The following is a 16231-nucleotide window of genomic DNA, read 5'->3' on the forward strand; positions in this document are numbered from 1 at the left end:
GAGCTCCCCCGCTCCCGGACCGTCCCGAATCCCCCTTGCCGCGGCCTCAGTTGGACATCACGGGCCCGGCGTGCCACCGACGGTACCCAGGGGTGCGGGGTGGGCCGACCTCGGGCACCGTCCCTTCACCCGCACTGCACACCGGCCGCGCTTTCCGGCGCGGAACAGCCGGTTCCCCGGGCACACCAGCACGATCGGCGCCCACCTGTACGAACCCGGCCCCGCCTCCCCACCCCCGGACGCCCGTGGCGACCTGCGGTTTCACCCTCCGGGGCCGACGTCCACATTCTGTTGAACCCCCTCTTGACGCCCCGCCGAGCCCAGTCGTACCGTATTTCCGCATACAGAAACCATTCTTCCGTATGGTGGAATTCTGGAGATGAGCCCTCCGACCCACTGCGGGCCGACGCAGGAGAGACCCGATGCCTCGTATGACAGCCGCCCGCGCGGCCGTGGAGATCCTCAAGCTCGAAGGCGTTGAGGTCGCGTTCGGCGTGCCGGGCGCGGCCATCAACCCGTTCTACGCCGCACTCAAGGCCTCCGGCGGGATCAGGCACACGCTGGCCCGGCACGTCGAGGGCGCCTCCCACATGGCCGAGGGCTACACCCGCGCCAAGGCCGGCAACATCGGCGTCTGCATCGGCACCTCGGGCCCGGCCGGCACCGACATGATCACCGGCCTGTACTCGGCGATCGCCGACTCCGTCCCGATCCTGTGCATCACCGGCCAGGCGCCCGTCGCCCGCCTGCACAAGGAGGACTTCCAGGCCGTCGACATCGCCTCGATCGCCAAGCCCGTCACCAAGGCCGCCACCACCGTGCTGGAGGCCGCACAGGTCCCCGGCGTGTTCCAGCAGGCCTTCCACCTGATGCGCTCCGGCCGCCCGGGCCCGGTCCTGATCGACCTGCCGATCGACGTCCAGCTGACCGAGATCGACTTCGACCCCGAGGCCTACCAGCCGCTCCCCGTCTACAAGCCGGCCGCCAACCGGATCCAGATCGAGAAGGCCCTCGCCCTGCTCCAGGCGTCCGAGCGCCCGCTGATCGTCGCCGGCGGCGGCGTCATCAACGCCGACGCCGCCGAACTGCTGCGGGAGTTCGCCGAGCTGACCGGCGTCCCGGTGGTCCCGACCCTGATGGGCTGGGGCATCGTCCCCGACGACCACGAGCTGAACGCCGGCATGGTCGGCCTGCAGACCTCGCACCGCTACGGGAACGAGAACTTCCTCGCCTCCGACTTCGTCCTGGGCATCGGCAACCGCTGGGCCAACCGCCACACCGGCGGCCTGGACGTCTACACCGCGGGCCGCACGTTCGTCCACGTCGACATCGAGCCCACCCAGATCGGCAGGATCTTCGCCCCCGACCTCGGCATCGCCTCCGACGCCAAGGCCGCGCTGGAGCTCTTCCTCCAGGTCGCCCGGGAGCTCCAGGCCGCCGGGCAGCTCAAGGACCGCAGCGAGTGGGCCGCCGCCACCCAGGACCGCAAGGCCCGGCTCCAGCGCCGCACCCACTTCGACAACGTGCCGCTCAAGCCGCAGCGCGTCTACGAGGAGATGAACAAGGCGTTCGGCCCGGACACCCGCTACGTCACCACCATCGGCCTCTCCCAGATCGCCGGCGCGCAACTGCTGCACGTCTACCGGCCGCGGCACTGGATCAACTGCGGCCAGGCCGGCCCGCTCGGCTGGACCATCCCGGCCGCGCTCGGCGTCGCCACCGCCGACCCCGAGGGCCAGGTCGTCGCGCTCTCCGGCGACTACGACTTCCAGTTCATGGTCGAGGAGCTGGCCGTCGGCGCCCAGCACCGCATCCCGTACGTCCACGTGCTGGTGAACAACTCGTACCTGGGCCTGATCCGCCAGGCGCAGCGCAACTTCGACATCGACTTCCAGGTCAAGCTGGAGTTCGAGAACATCAACGCGCCGGAGCTGGGCGTCTACGGCGTGGACCACGTCCGGGTCGCCGAGGGCCTGGGCTGCAAGGCGATCCGGGTCACCGAGCCCGAAGGCCTGCTGCCGGCCTTCGAGGAGGCCAAGAAGCTCGCCGCCGAGTTCCGCGTCCCGGTCGTCGTCGAGGCGATCCTGGAGCGGGTCACCAACATCTCGATGGCCGCCGCCGACATCGACAAGGTCAACGAGTGGGAGGAGATCGCCACCCTCCCCGAGCACGCGCCGACCGCCGTCAAGCCGCTCGCGCTCTGACCCCGCCGCGGGCCACCCGGGGCGGGCGCGGCACCGCACCCGCCCCGAGTGGCCCGCAGGCGTACCGGGTACAAACCGGACGACGCTCGCGCCCGACCTCCGCGCGCGGGCCCGGAACCCCCGGGAGCGCACACCATGCCCTTCAGCATGAGCAGGACCGAGCGCGAGCGGTTCCTCGCCGCACCGCACGTCGGCGTACTGGCCGTCGACGCCGGCACCGGACCGGAGCGGGGCCCGCTGGCCGTACCGGTCTGGTACTCCTACGTCCCGGGCGGCCTGCTCACCGTCATCACCGGCCGCGACTCCGTCAAGGCCCGGCGGATCCAGGCCGCCGGGCGGTTCACCCTCTGTGCCCAGCACGAGCAGTACCCGGCCGCGTACGTGAGCGTCGAGGGCCCGGTGGTGGCGATCGAGGACCGGCTCGACCCGGACGAGTGGGCCGCCCTCGCCAACCGCTACCTGGCGCCCGAGGCCGCGCGCGACTACCTGGCCTCCGCCCGGGAACAGTTGGCCGCCGACATCACGCTCCGGATGCGCCCCGAGCACTGGTCGAGCGCCGACTTCTCCACCTTCGGGGCCGATCTGCCGGAAGACCGGTAGGTCGGGCCCGGCTCAGGTGGTCACGGCCACTACGGTGGCTCGGCGACACCCTGTTCCGCACACCTGCCGAAAGGACCACCCCCGTGAGCCTGTACGACATCCCGCTGCACACCCTCACCGGCGAGCGCACCTCGCTGGCCGAGTACAAGGGCAAGGCGCTGCTGATCGTCAACGTCGCCTCCAAGTGCGGCCTGACCCCGCAGTACACCGGCCTGGAGAAGCTCCAGCAGCGGTACGCCGCACGCGGGTTCACCGTGCTGGGCTTCCCCTGCAACCAGTTCGCCGGGCAGGAGCCGGGCAGCGCCGAGGAGATCCAGACCTTCTGCTCCACCACCTACGGCGTCACCTTCCCGCTGTTCGAGAAGATCGACGTCAACGGCGACGACCGGCACCCGCTGTACCGGCAGCTGACCCAGGCCGCCGACGCCGAGGGCGAGACCGGGGACGTCGCCTGGAACTTCGAGAAGTTCCTGATCTCCCCCGACGGCACCGTCGCCGCCCGCCTGCGGCCGCGCATCGAGCCGGAGTCGGACGAGCTGACCGCCGCAATCGAGGCCGTCCTCCCGGCCTGATCCGCCCGCCGGTGGGGAGGGTCGCGTCCGGCGGCCCTCCCCGTCAGAGCAACAGGCGGGTCCCCGGGGGGAGTTCGCCGGAGCCGGCGGCGTGGTGCAGATGTGCCAGCAGGGTCGTGCGCAGGGCCTCTGCGGCGCGGGTGAGTGGCACTTCGTGGCCGTGGGCGACGGCGATGGTGCGGCCCAGGCCCGGCCCGGCGAAGGGTGTGACCGCGAGGCCCGAGCGGGCCGCGACCATGCCGGGGACGACCGCGGGCCCGAGTCCGGCCCGGACGAAGCCGAGGACCGCGTCCATCTCGCCGCCCTCCACCGCGAACTCCGGCTCGAAGCCGGCCGCCCGGCAGGCCGCCAACGTCGCCTCCCGGACGTCGTAGCCCTCCCGGAACATCACCAGCGGGCGGCCCCGCAGCTCCGCCACCCGCGCCTTGCGCCGGGTCTGCCGCTCGGCGGAGACCAGCACCAGCTCCTCGTGCAACAGCTCGGTGACGGCCAGCGCCGGTGCGGCCTCCCCGCTCGGCGGGGTGATGATCAGCGCGAGGTCCAGCTCCCCCGCCGCCAGCGAGCGGACCAGGTCGCGCGAGCCGCCCTCCCGGACCGCCAGCGCCACCCCCGGGTGGCGGTCCCGGAACACCCGCAGCACGTCCGGCACCAGGCTGGTGCACAGGCTCGGCGGCGCCCCCAGCCGCACCCGGCCGCGGCGCAGCTGGACCGTCTCCTGGACGGCCAGCCGGGCGCTCTCGGTGTCCGCGAGGATGCGGCGGGCCAGCGGCAGCAGCGCCTCCCCGGCGTCGGTCAGGGCGATGTTGCCCCGGGTGCGGTGGAACAGCTCGGCGCCCAACTCCCGTTCCAGTGAACGGATCTGCTGGGAGAGCGAGGGCTGGGCGACGTGTGCCGCCTCGGCGGCCCGGGTGAAGTGGCGGGTCTCGGCGACGGCCAGGAAGTAGCGGAGTTGCTGGAGCTGCACCCGGCCAGGATAGGCCGCATCGATAGGCCAGGGCTATTGTCACGAGCCGTAGCATGTCTTGGACGCACCCTGGCGTTCGTCCTTACCGTTGCAGCCATGACAACCGCGACTCGGACGGCCCGGCATCCGTCCACCCTGGCGACGCTCTGGCGGTCGACCGTCGGCAAGAAGGCGGTCATGGCCGTCACCGGCCTGGCCATGCTGCTCTACCTGGTCGCGCACATGCTGGGCAACCTCAAGGTGTTCGCCGGCCCGGACGACATCAACGGCTACGCGGCCTGGCTGCGCACCATCGGCCAGCCGTTCCTGGGCCACGAGTGGTTCCTGTGGATCGCCCGCTTCGGCCTGCTGGCCGCCGTCGTGCTGCACGGCGTCTCGGCCTACCAGCTCAGCCGCCGCGACCTCGCCGCCCGGCCGAGCAAGTACGTCCACAAGCGCCGCCGGGCGAGCTACGCGACCCGGACCATGCGCTGGGGCGGGGTGATCCTGGCGCTGTTCATCGTCTGGCACATCCTCGACCTGACCACGCTGACCGTGAACCCCGCCGCCGAACACGGCCGCCCGTACCAGAACATCGTGGCCTCCTTCGGCCAGTGGTACAGCTGCCTGATCTACATCGTCGCGATGCTCGCCGCCGGCCTGCACATCCGGCACGGCTTCTGGAGCGCCGCGCAGACCCTCGGTGCCAACAACGCCCGCCGGGACCGGGCGCTCAAGCTGACCGCCAACGGCCTGGCGCTCGTGCTGACCGCCGGCTTCCTGTCCGTCCCCGTGGCCGTGATGTTCGGAGTCGTCAAATGAGCTACCTGGACTACACCGTCGGCGAGCCCGTCGCCGACACCAAGGCCCCCGCCGGGCCGATCGAACAGCGCTGGGACCAGCGGCGGTTCGAGGCCAAGCTGGTCAACCCGGCCAACCGGCGCAAGCACACCGTGATCGTGGTCGGCACCGGCCTGGCGGGCGGCGCGGCCGGCGCCACGCTGGCCGAACAGGGCTACCACGTCGTCCAGTTCTGCTTCCAGGACTCCCCGAGGCGCGCCCACTCGATCGCCGCCCAGGGCGGCATCAACGCGGCCAAGAACTACCGCAACGACGGCGACTCGATCCGCCGGCTCTTCTACGACACCGTCAAGGGCGGCGACTTCCGCGCCCGCGAGTCCAACGTGCACCGGCTCGCCCAGGTGTCGGTCGAGATCATCGACCAGTGCGTCGCCCAGGGCGTCCCGTTCGCCCGCGAGTACGGCGGCCTGCTGGACACCCGCTCCTTCGGCGGCGTTCAGGTCTCCCGCACCTTCTACGCGCGCGGCCAGACCGGCCAGCAGCTGCTGCTCGGCGCCTACCAGGCGCTGTCCCGGCAGATCGCCGCCGGGAACGTGGAGATCCACCCGCGCACCGAGATGCTCGACCTGCTGGTCGTCGACGGCCGGGCGCGCGGCATCGTCGCCCGCGACCTGGTCACCGGCGCGATCAGCACGTACACCGCCGACGCCGTGGTTCTCGCCAGCGGCGGCTACGGCAACGTCTTCTACCTCTCCACCAACGCCAAGAACTCCAACGCCACCGCGATCTGGCGGGCCCACCGGCGCGGCGCCCACTTCGCCAACCCGTGCTTCACCCAGATCCACCCCACCTGCATCCCGCGCTCCGGCGACCACCAGTCCAAGCTCACCCTGATGAGCGAGTCGCTGCGCAACGACGGCCGGATCTGGGTGCCCAGGGCCCAGGGCGACACCCGGCCGCCGGCCGAGATCCCCGAGGACGAGCGGGACTACTACCTGGAGCGGATCTACCCGGCCTTCGGCAACCTGGTGCCGCGCGACATCGCCTCCCGGGCCGCCAAGAACGTCTGCGACGAGGGCCGCGGCGTCGGCCCCGGCGGGCAGGGCGTCTACCTGGACTTCGCCGACGCCATCCGCCGGCTGGGCCGGGACGCCGTCGCCGCCAAGTACGGCAACCTGTTCGACATGTACGAGCGGATCACCGCCGAGGACCCGTACCGGGTGCCGATGCGGATCTACCCCGCGATCCACTACACGATGGGCGGACTCTGGGTCGACTACGACCTGCAGACCACCGTCCCCGGCCTGTTCGCCGTCGGGGAGGCCAACTTCTCCGACCACGGCGCCAACCGGCTCGGCGCCAGCGCGCTCATGCAGGGCCTCGCCGACGGCTACTTCGTCCTGCCGCCCACCCTGAACGACTACCTGGCCCGCAACCCGCTGCCGGCCGTCCCCGCCGACCACCCGGCGGTCACCGAGGCCGAGGCCGAGGTCGGGGACCGGCTGAACCTCATCCTCGCGGTGGACGGCGACCGCACCCCCGACTCCTTCCACCGCGAACTCGGCGAACTCCTCTGGGACGAGTGCGGGATGGCCCGCGACGAGGCCGGACTGCGCCGGGCCCTGGCCCGGATCCCGCAGCTGCGCGAGGAGTTCTGGCGCCGGATCAAGGTGCCCGGCACCGGGCAGGAGCTCAACCAGTCGCTGGAGAAGGCCAACCGGCTCGTCGACTACTTCGAGCTCGCCGAACTCATGTGCCTGGACGCCCTGCACCGCGCCGAGTCCTGCGGCGGCCACTTCCGCACCGAGAGCCAGACGCCCGACGGCGAGGCCGCCCGGCGCGACGAGGAGTACGGCTACGCCGCCGCCTGGGAGTTCACCGGCACCGGCACCGCCCCCGTCCTCCACCGCGAGGCCCTCGACTTCGCGTACGTCCACCCCACCCAGCGGAGCTACGCATGAACCTCACCCTGCGCATCTGGCGCCAGCCGGGCCCGGACGCCCCCGGGTCGATGACGACCTACCAGGTCGGCGGCATCAGCCCCGACATGTCCTTCCTGGAGATGCTCGACAGCCTCAACGAGGAGCTGATCACCAGCGGGGACCAGCCCGTCGCCTTCGACCACGACTGCCGCGAGGGCATCTGCGGCGCCTGCGGCATGGTCATCAACGGCCAGGCCCACGGCCCCGAGCGGACCACCACCTGCCAGCTGCACATGCGGCACTTCCGGGACGGCGACACCATCGACGTCGAGCCGTGGCGGGCGGCGGCCTTCCCGGTGGTCAAGGACCTGGTGGTGGACCGCTCCGCGTTCGACCGGATCATCGGCTCCGGCGGCTACATCTCCGCCCCCACCGGCAGCGCCCCCGACGCGCACGCCACGCCCGTCCCCAAGGAGGCCGCCGACACCGCCTTCGAGCACGCCGAGTGCATCGGCTGCGGCGCCTGCGTGGCGGCCTGCCCGAACGGCTCGGCGATGCTGTTCACCTCCGCCAAGGTGGTCCACCTCAACGTGCTCCCCCAGGGCGCGCCGGAGCGCGCCTCCCGGGTGCGGGACATGGTCACGGCCATGGACGCCGAGGGCTTCGGCGGCTGCACCAACACCGGCGAGTGCGCCACCGCCTGCCCCAAGGGCATCCCGCTGCCCAGCATCGCCGCGATGAACCGCGAGTTCCTGCGGGCCGCGCGCGGCTGACGGGCGGCTCCGACCGGCCCCGCGCCCCCGGGCGCGGGGCCGACGGCGTGAAGTGGGGCGTGCGGGGCATTCGCACGCTCCCCCGAGGGGTGGTGGATCGTCAGGTCCCGCGCCCGCACCCGGGAATTCGCGCTACCGTGGTGCTCCGCTACGGAAGGACGGCATATGCCCGAGGTTCAGTCCTGTTCCGGTTGCGGCGGGTCCGGGGGGACCCAGAAGACCGAAGCCACGGTCGAGCGGGACGAGGAAGGGAGCATGGTGCCGAGGATCCACACCTTCTGGTCGCCCTGCGGTCGGTGCCACGGATCCGGGACGGTGATCGCCGGATGAGGCTCGTCTTCGAGTGCGTCGAGTGCGGCGCACACTACCTTCCGCCCGAGAGCATGGCGTACCCGGACGGGCCCGCCTCCCCGATCTGGTGCTCGCACTGCCAGGCGGCCAAACGGTCCGCCGGCGTCCAGGAGGACCCGCTGCTCACCCGCGTGGCCCTGGCCGCCGCCCGGGCCGCGCTCGCCCGGCGCACCGCCGTCACCGAGGGCGAGCCCGCCGCGCGCGCCGACGTCCGCCCGTCGCGGCCGCCGCTGTCCCGCCGGGCCCACTCCGGCCCGGGCGGGGTGCGCAGCAAACTGGGCTGAGCCCGCAGCCCCACCGCCCACGGGGAACCACTCCCGCTGCCCCGGATCCGCTCTAGAAGAGCGCCTCCTGGGTGTCCGGCTCCGGCGGGCGGACCCGCTCCTCCAGGGCCACCCCGGACGTCGGACGGCCGGAGACGGGCGCGAGCGTCCAGCCGGTGAGCAGCCGGGTGTCCAGCAGCAGCGGCCCCGAGCCGTCGGCCTGGTCCAGGAAGAGGTGCCGGCCCACCGGCGGCCGCAGGGTGCCCGCGATCACCGCGCCGTCGGCCAGCCCGCCGACCTGCCGGTACGCCTCCGGGGCGCCCTCGGACAGCCCGAACCGCGCCACGTGGTCGACCACCGGGCGCTCGGCGAGCAGTTCCAGCGCGTGGCCGGCCAGCAGGCGGTGCGCCTGGGCCCGGGCCTCGGCCAGCACGGCCCGGCGGTACGGCTCGTCGCCGTGCGCCCACCAGTGCTCGGTCTTCAGCCTGGCCTTGAACCGCTCACGCGCCAACCCGGAGGCGGCGACGGTGAGTTCGGCGCGACGGATGGCCGGAAGCCCGCCCCGGGCGGTGAACGCGTAGGCCAGTGCGCCCTGTTCGAGCAGTCGGCTGTCGCCACGCTGCTCGGCGGTCAGGCCGACCTTCAGCAGGCCGTCGCCGAACCAGGCGAGGTAGAGCAGGTACGTCCGGCCGTCGTCGAGGATCTGGTCCCGGGCGAGGGCCAGGCCGCGGTCGACGCTCTGGCAGGCCGGGCACTGCACCGCGGCGCCGTCCGGCGCGATCACCGCGTGGTGCGGGCACGGGGTGCGCTCCGTCGCCCCGGCCAGCCAGGCGCCGGTGCAGCGGCGCGGCCCGCCCAGCAACCAGCCGACCTCCGCGCCGGGCGTGACGGCCCGCTCGTGCGCCTGACCGCCACGCACGGCGCCGAGCAGGGCGCGGCCCTCGTGCCAGCTCAGCCCGGTGGAGACCCAGCCGGCGGGCCGGTCCGGGTGGTGCTGCGGTGCGATCGTCACGGGCATCCCTCCCTCGCGAACCAGTGCCTCGAACCAGTGCAGAGTACCCGCCACCCCTGACAGTGCTCCCGCTGACAGTGCCCCCTGCTAGCCTCCGCGACCATGACGCCCGAGCCCGCCGCCCAGCCCGCCGCCCACTCCCCCGTCACCGCCGACGACCTCGCGCTCGTCCTCCGGCTCGCCGCCGCCACCCTGCGCGGGGCGCCCGCGGACGCCGACTGGTCCCGGCCTGCCGGGACGGTCGCCTGGGACTGCTGGACCACCGTCGAGCACCTCGCCGACGACCTGCTCGCCTACGCCGCCCAGCTCGGCCCGGCCGCCCCGCCGCGCGAGCGCTACGTCCCCTTCGCCACCGAGCGCCGCTTCCCCGGCGGGCCGAACAACTTCGTCCGCGCCGACCGCGCGAGCGGGCCCGACGGGCTGGTCGAGGTGCTGGAGGCGAGCGGCGGGCTGATGGTCGCGATCGCCCGCGCCGCCGCGCCCGAGGTCCGCGCCTACCACCCGTGGGGCGTCGCCGACCCGGCCGGGTTCGTCGCGATGAGCCTGGTCGAGACGCTGGTGCACCTGCACGACGTCGCCCAGGGCCTCGGCCTGCCCTGGGACCCCCCGGCCGAGCTCTGCCGCCGCGTCCTCGCCCGCCTCTTCCCCGACGTCCCCGTCACCCCCGCCGACGCCCCCTGGCCGACCCTCCTGTGGGCCACCGGCCGCACCGCGCTGCCCGGCCGACCGCTGCGCACCGACTGGCGCTGGTACGCCCGGCCCGAGGACGCGGCCCAGGTGCACTGACCGGTGCAGTGCGGCCGTGCTGCTCGCGGGGCTTGGCCCGGTGGGGTGTTCACGTTCTATTGTTGCGGGCGCGGTTGGCGGCGCGGCCGGGAGGCGGGCGGCGCGACCGGTCCGGCGTGCAATGAAGGGGTGGACGGTGGCGGGGCGGCGGAACGACGGAGTGCTGGCGATCTGGGCGGAGGCGCAGCGGCAGCAGCAGCGCCGGGAGGAGGCCCGCTGGCGTGCCGAGGCGGCGCAGCAGCGCCGGCTGGAGCGCGAGCAGCGGGACGAGCAGCGGGCGACGGCCCGCAACGAGCGGGAGGCGCAGCGGGCCTACCAGCAGTCCCGGGAGGCGGAGGCGGCCCGGCTGACGGCCGAACTGGACTCCCGGGTCGAGGAGTTGCGCGGGCTGCTGGCCGCCGGGCTGGCGGCGCCGGCGTTCGGCCCGCAGGCGCTGCTGGCGCCGCGCCCGGTGCCGCCGTTCGACCCGGGCCCGCTGGGCCGGCCGGTGGAGCTGCCCGACCAGGCCGGCCCGAAGTACCACGTGCCGCCGCCGGACCAGGTGCAGGCGCGCAATCCGGGGGTGCGGCGGCAGTACGAGCAGTACCTGGCGCAGGCCCGGGCCCGGTTCGAGCAGGACTGGTACGCCGCCCAGGCGCAGGAGGCCGACCGGCAGCGCCGGCTGGCCGTGTACCACCAGGAGTACCTGGCCTGGGCGGCGCAGTTCCGCCGCCAGGACGAGGACCGCGCCGCCCGTACCGAGGAGTTGCTGCGGCGGCTGCGCGCGGGCGAGCCGGAGGCGGTGCAGGAGTACTTCACCGCCGGCCTGTACGCCTCGGCGGCCTGGCCGGAGGGCTTCCCGCACCGGCTGGTGGCGGCCTGGGAGGCGTCGACCCGGCAGCTGGTGGTGAACTGGGAGCTGCCCGGTCCGGACGTGGTGCCGGCCGCCGGCCGGGTGCGGTACGTGAAGACGGACGACCGCGAGGCGGAGGTGGCCCGCCCCGCGACGGAGCGCAAGGCGCTGTACCGGGAGGTGCTGGCGCAGTCGGCGCTGCGGCTGGCGGCGGAGCTGTTCCGGGCGGACCGGGACGGGATGCTGGACTCGGTGGTGCTGAACGGCTTCGTCCTGGGCATCGACCCGGCGACCGGCCGGGAGGCGGAGCGCTTCCTGTCCACCCTGACCGCCTCCCGGGCCGAGTTCGCCGGGCTGGCGCTGGACCGGGTGGCGCCGGTGGACTGCTTCCAGGGCCTGGGCGGCAAGCTGTCGGCGCGCCCGGAGCGGCTGGACGAGGTGCGGCCGGACCGGCTGCCGGAGACGGTCGGCGGGAGCCTGGCCGGGCACGGCGGCGACGGCGACCCGGACCTGTTCGAGATGGACCCGATCGAGTTCGAGGAGCTGATCGCCGAGCTGTTCCGGCTGCGCGGCTTCCGGGTGATGACCACGGCCCGCAGCGGCGACGTCGGGGTGGACGTGGTCGCCGAGGACCTGGACCCGGTGACCGGCGGCAAGATCGTGATCCAGGCCAAGCGCTACCGCAAGACGGTGTCCCCGACGGCCGTGCGCGACCTGGAGTCGACCGTCCGGCACCACGGGGCGAACAAGGGCATCCTGGTGACCACCGCCGGCTTCGGCCGCGGCTCGTACAGCTACATCGAGGGGAAGCCGCTGACGCTGGTCAGCGGGCCGGAGCTGGTGGAGCTGCTGGCCGAGCAGGGGCTGCGGGGGCGGCTCGGCGGCGGCTCCGCGGAACAGGAGAAGCCCGCACCGGCGGCCGCGCCGACGGACCGTCACAGCAGCCTGACGGTCAGCTGGCAGAGCCGGACGGCCGGCGGCGACGCGGTGGAGCTGGACGTCACCGCGTTCCTGTGCGCCGCCGGGCGGGTGCTGAGCGACGAGCACTTCGTGTTCTTCAACAACCCGCAGGACCCGGACGGCGCCGTGCGGCTGCACCCCACCCACTCGGTGCCGGGCGAGCCGGCCCGGGCGGTCCGGCTGACCCTGGACCTGGAGCGGCTGGCGGCCACGGTGGACGAGGTGGTGGTCGCCGTCTCCACCGAGGAGGAGGAGCCGCGGGCCCTGCCGCTCGGCTACGTGCACGGTGTCGCCCTGGCGGCGACGTACGGTCCGGGCGCGGCCGGTCCGGCGGAGTGGGCGGCCGGCACCGGCGGCGTGCCGGACAGCGCGATGCTCATGGGTTCGTTCCAGCGTGCGGGCGGCGGTTGGCAGTTCAGCCCGTCGGGCCGCTCGGTGACGAACGGTCTGCTCGGGCTGGCGGGCGCGTTCGGCGTCGCGGTGGAGTAGCACGGGGACCATCGTCCGTAGTACGGGGACCATGGTCCTCAGGGATCGGTGTCATACCTGAGGAGGAGAAGACCCCCGCCGAGCCGCCGAGACGGCGGGGGTCGCCCCTCCTCGGGACATACGCATCGCGCTCGAACGGATTGGGAGGATGGAACGGAACCCGATTGTCCGTTCCCGCCCTCAGGAGCACCCCCGTGACGACCCCCGCAACCGCCGTCCGTACCGGCCTGGCGGCCGCCCGCGCCACCGGCCTCAACAAGGTCTACGGGGACGGGGAGACCCGCGTCGTGGCCCTCGACAACGTCAGCGTCGACTTCCCGCAGGGCCAGTTCACCGCCATCATGGGCCCCTCCGGCTCCGGCAAGTCCACCCTCATGCACTGCATGGCCGGCCTCGACACCATCAGCTCCGGCTCCACCACCATCGGCGACACCGAACTCGTCGGCCTCAAGGACAAGCAGCTCACCCAGATCCGCCGCGACCACATCGGCTTCGTCTTCCAGGCCTTCAACCTGCTCCCCACCCTCACCGCCCTGGAGAACATCACCCTCCCGATGGACATCGCCGGCCGCAAGGTCGACAAGGCCTGGCTCGACCGCGTCGTCGACACCGTCGGCCTCTCCGGCCGCCTCAGCCACCGCCCCTCCCAGCTCTCCGGCGGCCAGCAGCAACGCGTCGCCTGCGCCCGCGCCCTCGCCGGCAAGCCCGACATCATCTTCGCCGACGAACCCACCGGAAACCTCGACTCCCGCTCCGGCGCCGAGATCCTCTCCTTCCTGCGCAACTCCGTCCGCGAACTCGGCCAGACCGTCGTCATGGTCACCCACGACCCCGTCGCCGCCTCCTACGCCGACCGCGTCGTCTTCCTCGCCGACGGCCGCATCGTCGACGAACTCCACCACCCCACCGCCGACACCGTCCTGGACCGCATGCGCCGCTTCGACGCCAAGGGCCGCACCAGCTAGACACGCCCTGGCCCCGGCGCCCCCGACCTTCGAGAACCCCCAGGACTGACACCCCCTCATGTACCGCACCGCTTTGCGCAACGTGCTGGCCCACAAGGGCCGACTCCTCATGACGATGCTCGCCGTGCTGCTCGGCACCGCCTTCGTCTCCGGCGCGCTCGTCTTCACCGACACCCTCGGCAACGCGCTCAGGACCCAGAGCTCCAAGAGCTACACCGACATCGCCGTCACGGTCAGCGACCGCGACGCCGTCGGCCGGGGCTACGACCACACCGGCCGGACCTCCTCCGGCGCGGCCCTCACCGAGGACACCCGCAAGGCCGTCGCGGCGCTGCCCGGCGCCGCCGAGGCGCGCGGCGTGGTCAGCGGCTTCGCCGGCATCGCCGACAAGAAGGGCGCGCTGATCGGCGACGGCTTCTCCACCACCGGCACCAACTACGTGCCGGGCGCCGACGGCACCGACCCGCGCTACCCGCTGGTCGACGGGCGCGGCCCGCGCACCTCGGGTGAGATCGCGCTGGACGCCAAGACCGCCGAGAAGGGCGGCTACAAGGTCGGCGACACCGTCCGGGTGGCCGTCAACGGCCCGGTGATGGAGCTCAAGCTCACCGGCACCCTGCACACCAACGACCCGCGCGTGCTGGCCGGCGGCTCGCTCGCCGCCTTCGACACCGCCACCGCCCAGCAGCTCTACCTCAACCCGGGCCGCTACGCCGAGCTCGACGTCAAGGGCAAGCCGGGCGCGGACGACACCGCGCTGCTCGCCGCCGTCAAGCAGGCCGTCCCGCAGGACGACTCGATCGTGGCCAAGACCGGACGCTCGCTCGCCGAGGAGCAGGACCGGATGATCGCCCAGGGCACCAAGGTCCTGAGCACCTTCCTGATGGGCTTCGCGGCCATCGCGCTGTTCGTCGGGATCTTCATCATCGCCAACACCTTCACCATGCTGGTCGCCCAGCGCACCAAGGAGCTCGCCCTGCTGCGCGCCGTCGGTGCCAGCCGCAAGCAGATCACCCGCTCGGTGCTGGTCGAGGCGCTGCTCGTCGGCCTGACCGCCTCGGTGGCCGGTCTGCTCGCCGGCGTCGGCATCGCCGCCGGGCTGCAGGCGCTGCTGAACGGCCCGGTGGACGCCAACCTCCCGGACGGCCCGCTGGTGGTCAGCCCCTCCACGGTGATCGCCTCGATCGGCGTCGGCGTCCTGGTGACCGTGCTGGCGGCCTGGCTGCCCGCCCGCCGCGCTTCCCGGATCGCGCCGGTGGCCGCGATGAGCTCGGTCGAGCAGCCGGCCACCCAGAAGAGCCTGCGGATCCGCAACACGATCGGCCTGCTGTTCACGCTGGCCGGCGCGGGCGCCCTGGCCGCCGGTGCGGGCGGCAAGGAGGTCAAGCTGGTCGGCCTCGGCGCGGGCGCCCTGCTGATCGGCGTGTTCGTGCTGACCCCGCTGCTGGCCCGGCCGCTGATCGCGCTGTTCGCCCCGCTGCTGCGCAAGGTCTACGGCACGCCGGGCAAGCTGGCCCAGGAGAACGCGATCCGCAACCCGCGCCGGACGGCGGCCACCGCCTCGGCGCTGACCATCGGCGTCACCCTGATCACCGCGCTGACCGTGGTCGGCGCCTCGGTGAACAAGGCCGTCGACGCGGCCACCGCGGACGACCTCAAGGCCGACTTCACGGTCGCCATGCAGAACGGCTCGATGCTCTCCCCCGACGTCGCCGGCCAGATCGCCAAGGCGCCCGGCGTCAGCGCGATGAGCGTGACGCGCAGCGTCCCGGTGGAGACCGGCGAGGGAGATTCCGACAGCGAGTGGCTGACGGCCGTCGACGCCGCGACCATCGACCAGCTGGCCACCGTCAAGGTCAAGGACGGTTCGGCGGACGCCCTCAAGCAGGGCCGGCTGATGGTCAGCTCGGGCACCGCCGAGCGCAACCACTACAAGGTCGGCGACACCCTCGCGGTCACCTACCCGGACAAGACCAAGGGCTCGCTCACCATCGGCGCCGTGCTGGAGGCCAACACCGCGCTGGCCGGCATCGTCGCCCCGGACAACGTGGTGGGCCCGCACGCGCTGCCCGGCGCCGGCCCGGACAAGGTCCTGGTGAAGGGCGTCCACGGTGCGGACGAGAAGCTGAAGCAGGCGCTGCGCGACGCGACCGGCGGCAACCCGCTGATCGCGGTCAAGGGCGAGAAGGACATCAAGGCGGAGAGCCGCAAGCTGGTCACCGACATGCTGAACATGATGTACGGGCTGCTCGGGATGTCCGTGGTGATCGCGGTGCTCGGTGTGGTCAACACCATGGCGATGTCGGTGTTCGAGCGGCGCCGGGAGATCGGCATGCTGCGGGCGATCGGCCTGGACCGGATCGGCATCCGCCGGATGGTCCGGCTGGAGTCGCTGCTGATCGCGCTGTTCGGCGGCGCGGTCGGGATCGGGCTCGGGATCCTGGTGGCCTGGGCGGGCAACCGCACGATGGCGGACTCGTTCAAGAACATGACCACCGTGGTGCCGCCGCTGCAGATCGTCGGCTTCCTCGTCGCGGCCGCGGTGATCGGCCTGCTGGCCGCCCTCTGGCCGGCCCACCGGGCCGCCCGGATGGACATCCTGGGCGCGATCAAGAGCGAGTAGGCGCCCCCCGCAAGCGCGCCGGAGCCCCGGAACGGTCCTCGACCGTCCGGGGCTCCGGCGTATCCCGGTCCCACCGGGGTACGGCTGTCGGTGGTGCGTGCAAGGATGCTCGCGCGCACAGGGGCGAGGCGAAGG

13 protein-coding genes are annotated in these 16231 nt (G+C 73.2%); 11 read left to right on the forward strand and 2 right to left on the reverse strand.

What is annotated here, in order from left to right; genetic code table 11:
• Positions 1–422 precede the first annotated feature (422 nt).
• The 3 genes from gcl to OG556_RS02760 all read left to right on the forward strand — a co-directional run bounded on the left by gcl (position 423) and on the right by OG556_RS02760 (position 3376).
• Positions 423–2204: a glyoxylate carboligase gene (gcl, locus tag OG556_RS02750; protein ID WP_371515664.1), complete on the forward strand. Its 1782-nt coding sequence runs from the start codon at positions 423–425 to the stop codon at positions 2202–2204.
• Positions 2205–2351: 147 nt separating this feature from the next.
• Positions 2352–2804 (forward strand): pyridoxamine 5'-phosphate oxidase family protein, encoded by a 453-nt coding sequence (locus OG556_RS02755; protein ID WP_371515665.1) that lies wholly within the window; start codon positions 2352–2354, stop codon positions 2802–2804.
• Positions 2805–2887: 83 nt separating this feature from the next.
• Positions 2888–3376: a glutathione peroxidase gene (locus OG556_RS02760; protein WP_371515666.1), complete on the forward strand. Its 489-nt coding sequence runs from the start codon at positions 2888–2890 to the stop codon at positions 3374–3376.
• A 43-nt stretch (positions 3377–3419) separates the two neighbouring features.
• Here OG556_RS02760 and OG556_RS02765 read toward each other — a convergent pair whose 3' ends face one another.
• The gene (locus OG556_RS02765; RefSeq protein WP_371515667.1) at positions 3420–4340 is read right to left on the reverse strand and encodes a LysR family transcriptional regulator; all 921 of its coding nucleotides are present in this window, start codon (positions 4338–4340) and stop codon (positions 3420–3422) included.
• Positions 4341–4436: 96 nt separating this feature from the next.
• On the opposite strand from OG556_RS02765, the gene OG556_RS02770 reads away from it, so the two are divergent.
• The 4 genes from OG556_RS02770 (at position 4437) to OG556_RS02785 (ending at position 8450) form a co-directional block, all read left to right on the forward strand.
• Positions 4437–5141, forward strand: coding sequence for a succinate dehydrogenase cytochrome b subunit (locus OG556_RS02770; protein WP_371515668.1), 705 nt, complete (start codon positions 4437–4439; stop codon positions 5139–5141).
• Positions 5138–7081, forward strand: coding sequence for a fumarate reductase/succinate dehydrogenase flavoprotein subunit (locus tag OG556_RS02775; protein WP_371515669.1), 1944 nt, complete (start codon positions 5138–5140; stop codon positions 7079–7081). The genes OG556_RS02770 and OG556_RS02775 overlap by 4 nt, the downstream gene beginning before the upstream one ends.
• Positions 7078–7815: a succinate dehydrogenase/fumarate reductase iron-sulfur subunit gene (locus OG556_RS02780; protein ID WP_363372913.1), complete on the forward strand. Its 738-nt coding sequence runs from the start codon at positions 7078–7080 to the stop codon at positions 7813–7815. The genes OG556_RS02775 and OG556_RS02780 overlap by 4 nt, the downstream gene beginning before the upstream one ends.
• Positions 7816–8141: 326 nt before the next feature.
• Entirely contained in the window at positions 8142–8450 is a 309-nt protein-coding gene (locus tag OG556_RS02785) for a hypothetical protein (protein WP_371515670.1), read from the forward strand.
• A gap of 52 nt (positions 8451–8502) precedes the next feature.
• On the opposite strand, the gene OG556_RS02790 is transcribed toward OG556_RS02785, so the two are convergent.
• Entirely contained in the window at positions 8503–9441 is a 939-nt protein-coding gene (locus tag OG556_RS02790) for a DUF2797 domain-containing protein (protein WP_371515671.1), read from the reverse strand.
• A 102-nt stretch (positions 9442–9543) separates the two neighbouring features.
• Here OG556_RS02790 and OG556_RS02795 point away from each other — a divergent pair, with 102 nt between their 5' ends.
• The 4 genes from OG556_RS02795 to OG556_RS02810 all read left to right on the forward strand — a co-directional run bounded on the left by OG556_RS02795 (position 9544) and on the right by OG556_RS02810 (position 16096).
• Positions 9544–10227, forward strand: a complete 684-nt coding sequence (locus tag OG556_RS02795; RefSeq protein WP_371515672.1) for a maleylpyruvate isomerase N-terminal domain-containing protein — start codon at positions 9544–9546, stop codon at positions 10225–10227.
• A 136-nt stretch (positions 10228–10363) separates the two neighbouring features.
• Positions 10364–12508, forward strand: a complete 2145-nt coding sequence (locus OG556_RS02800) for a restriction endonuclease (RefSeq protein ID WP_371515673.1) — start codon at positions 10364–10366, stop codon at positions 12506–12508.
• A 194-nt stretch (positions 12509–12702) separates the two neighbouring features.
• Positions 12703–13473 carry an ABC transporter ATP-binding protein gene (locus OG556_RS02805; RefSeq protein WP_371515674.1) on the forward strand — a complete coding sequence of 257 codons (771 nt, stop codon included), beginning with the start codon at positions 12703–12705 and terminating at the stop codon, positions 13471–13473.
• A 58-nt stretch (positions 13474–13531) separates the two neighbouring features.
• Positions 13532–16096, forward strand: coding sequence for an ABC transporter permease (locus tag OG556_RS02810; protein WP_371515675.1), 2565 nt, complete (start codon positions 13532–13534; stop codon positions 16094–16096).
• Positions 16097–16231 lie beyond the last annotated feature (135 nt).

It is taken from the genome of Kitasatospora sp. NBC_01300, assembly GCF_041435235.1.
Taxonomy (GTDB): Bacteria; Actinomycetota; Actinomycetes; order Streptomycetales; family Streptomycetaceae; genus Kitasatospora.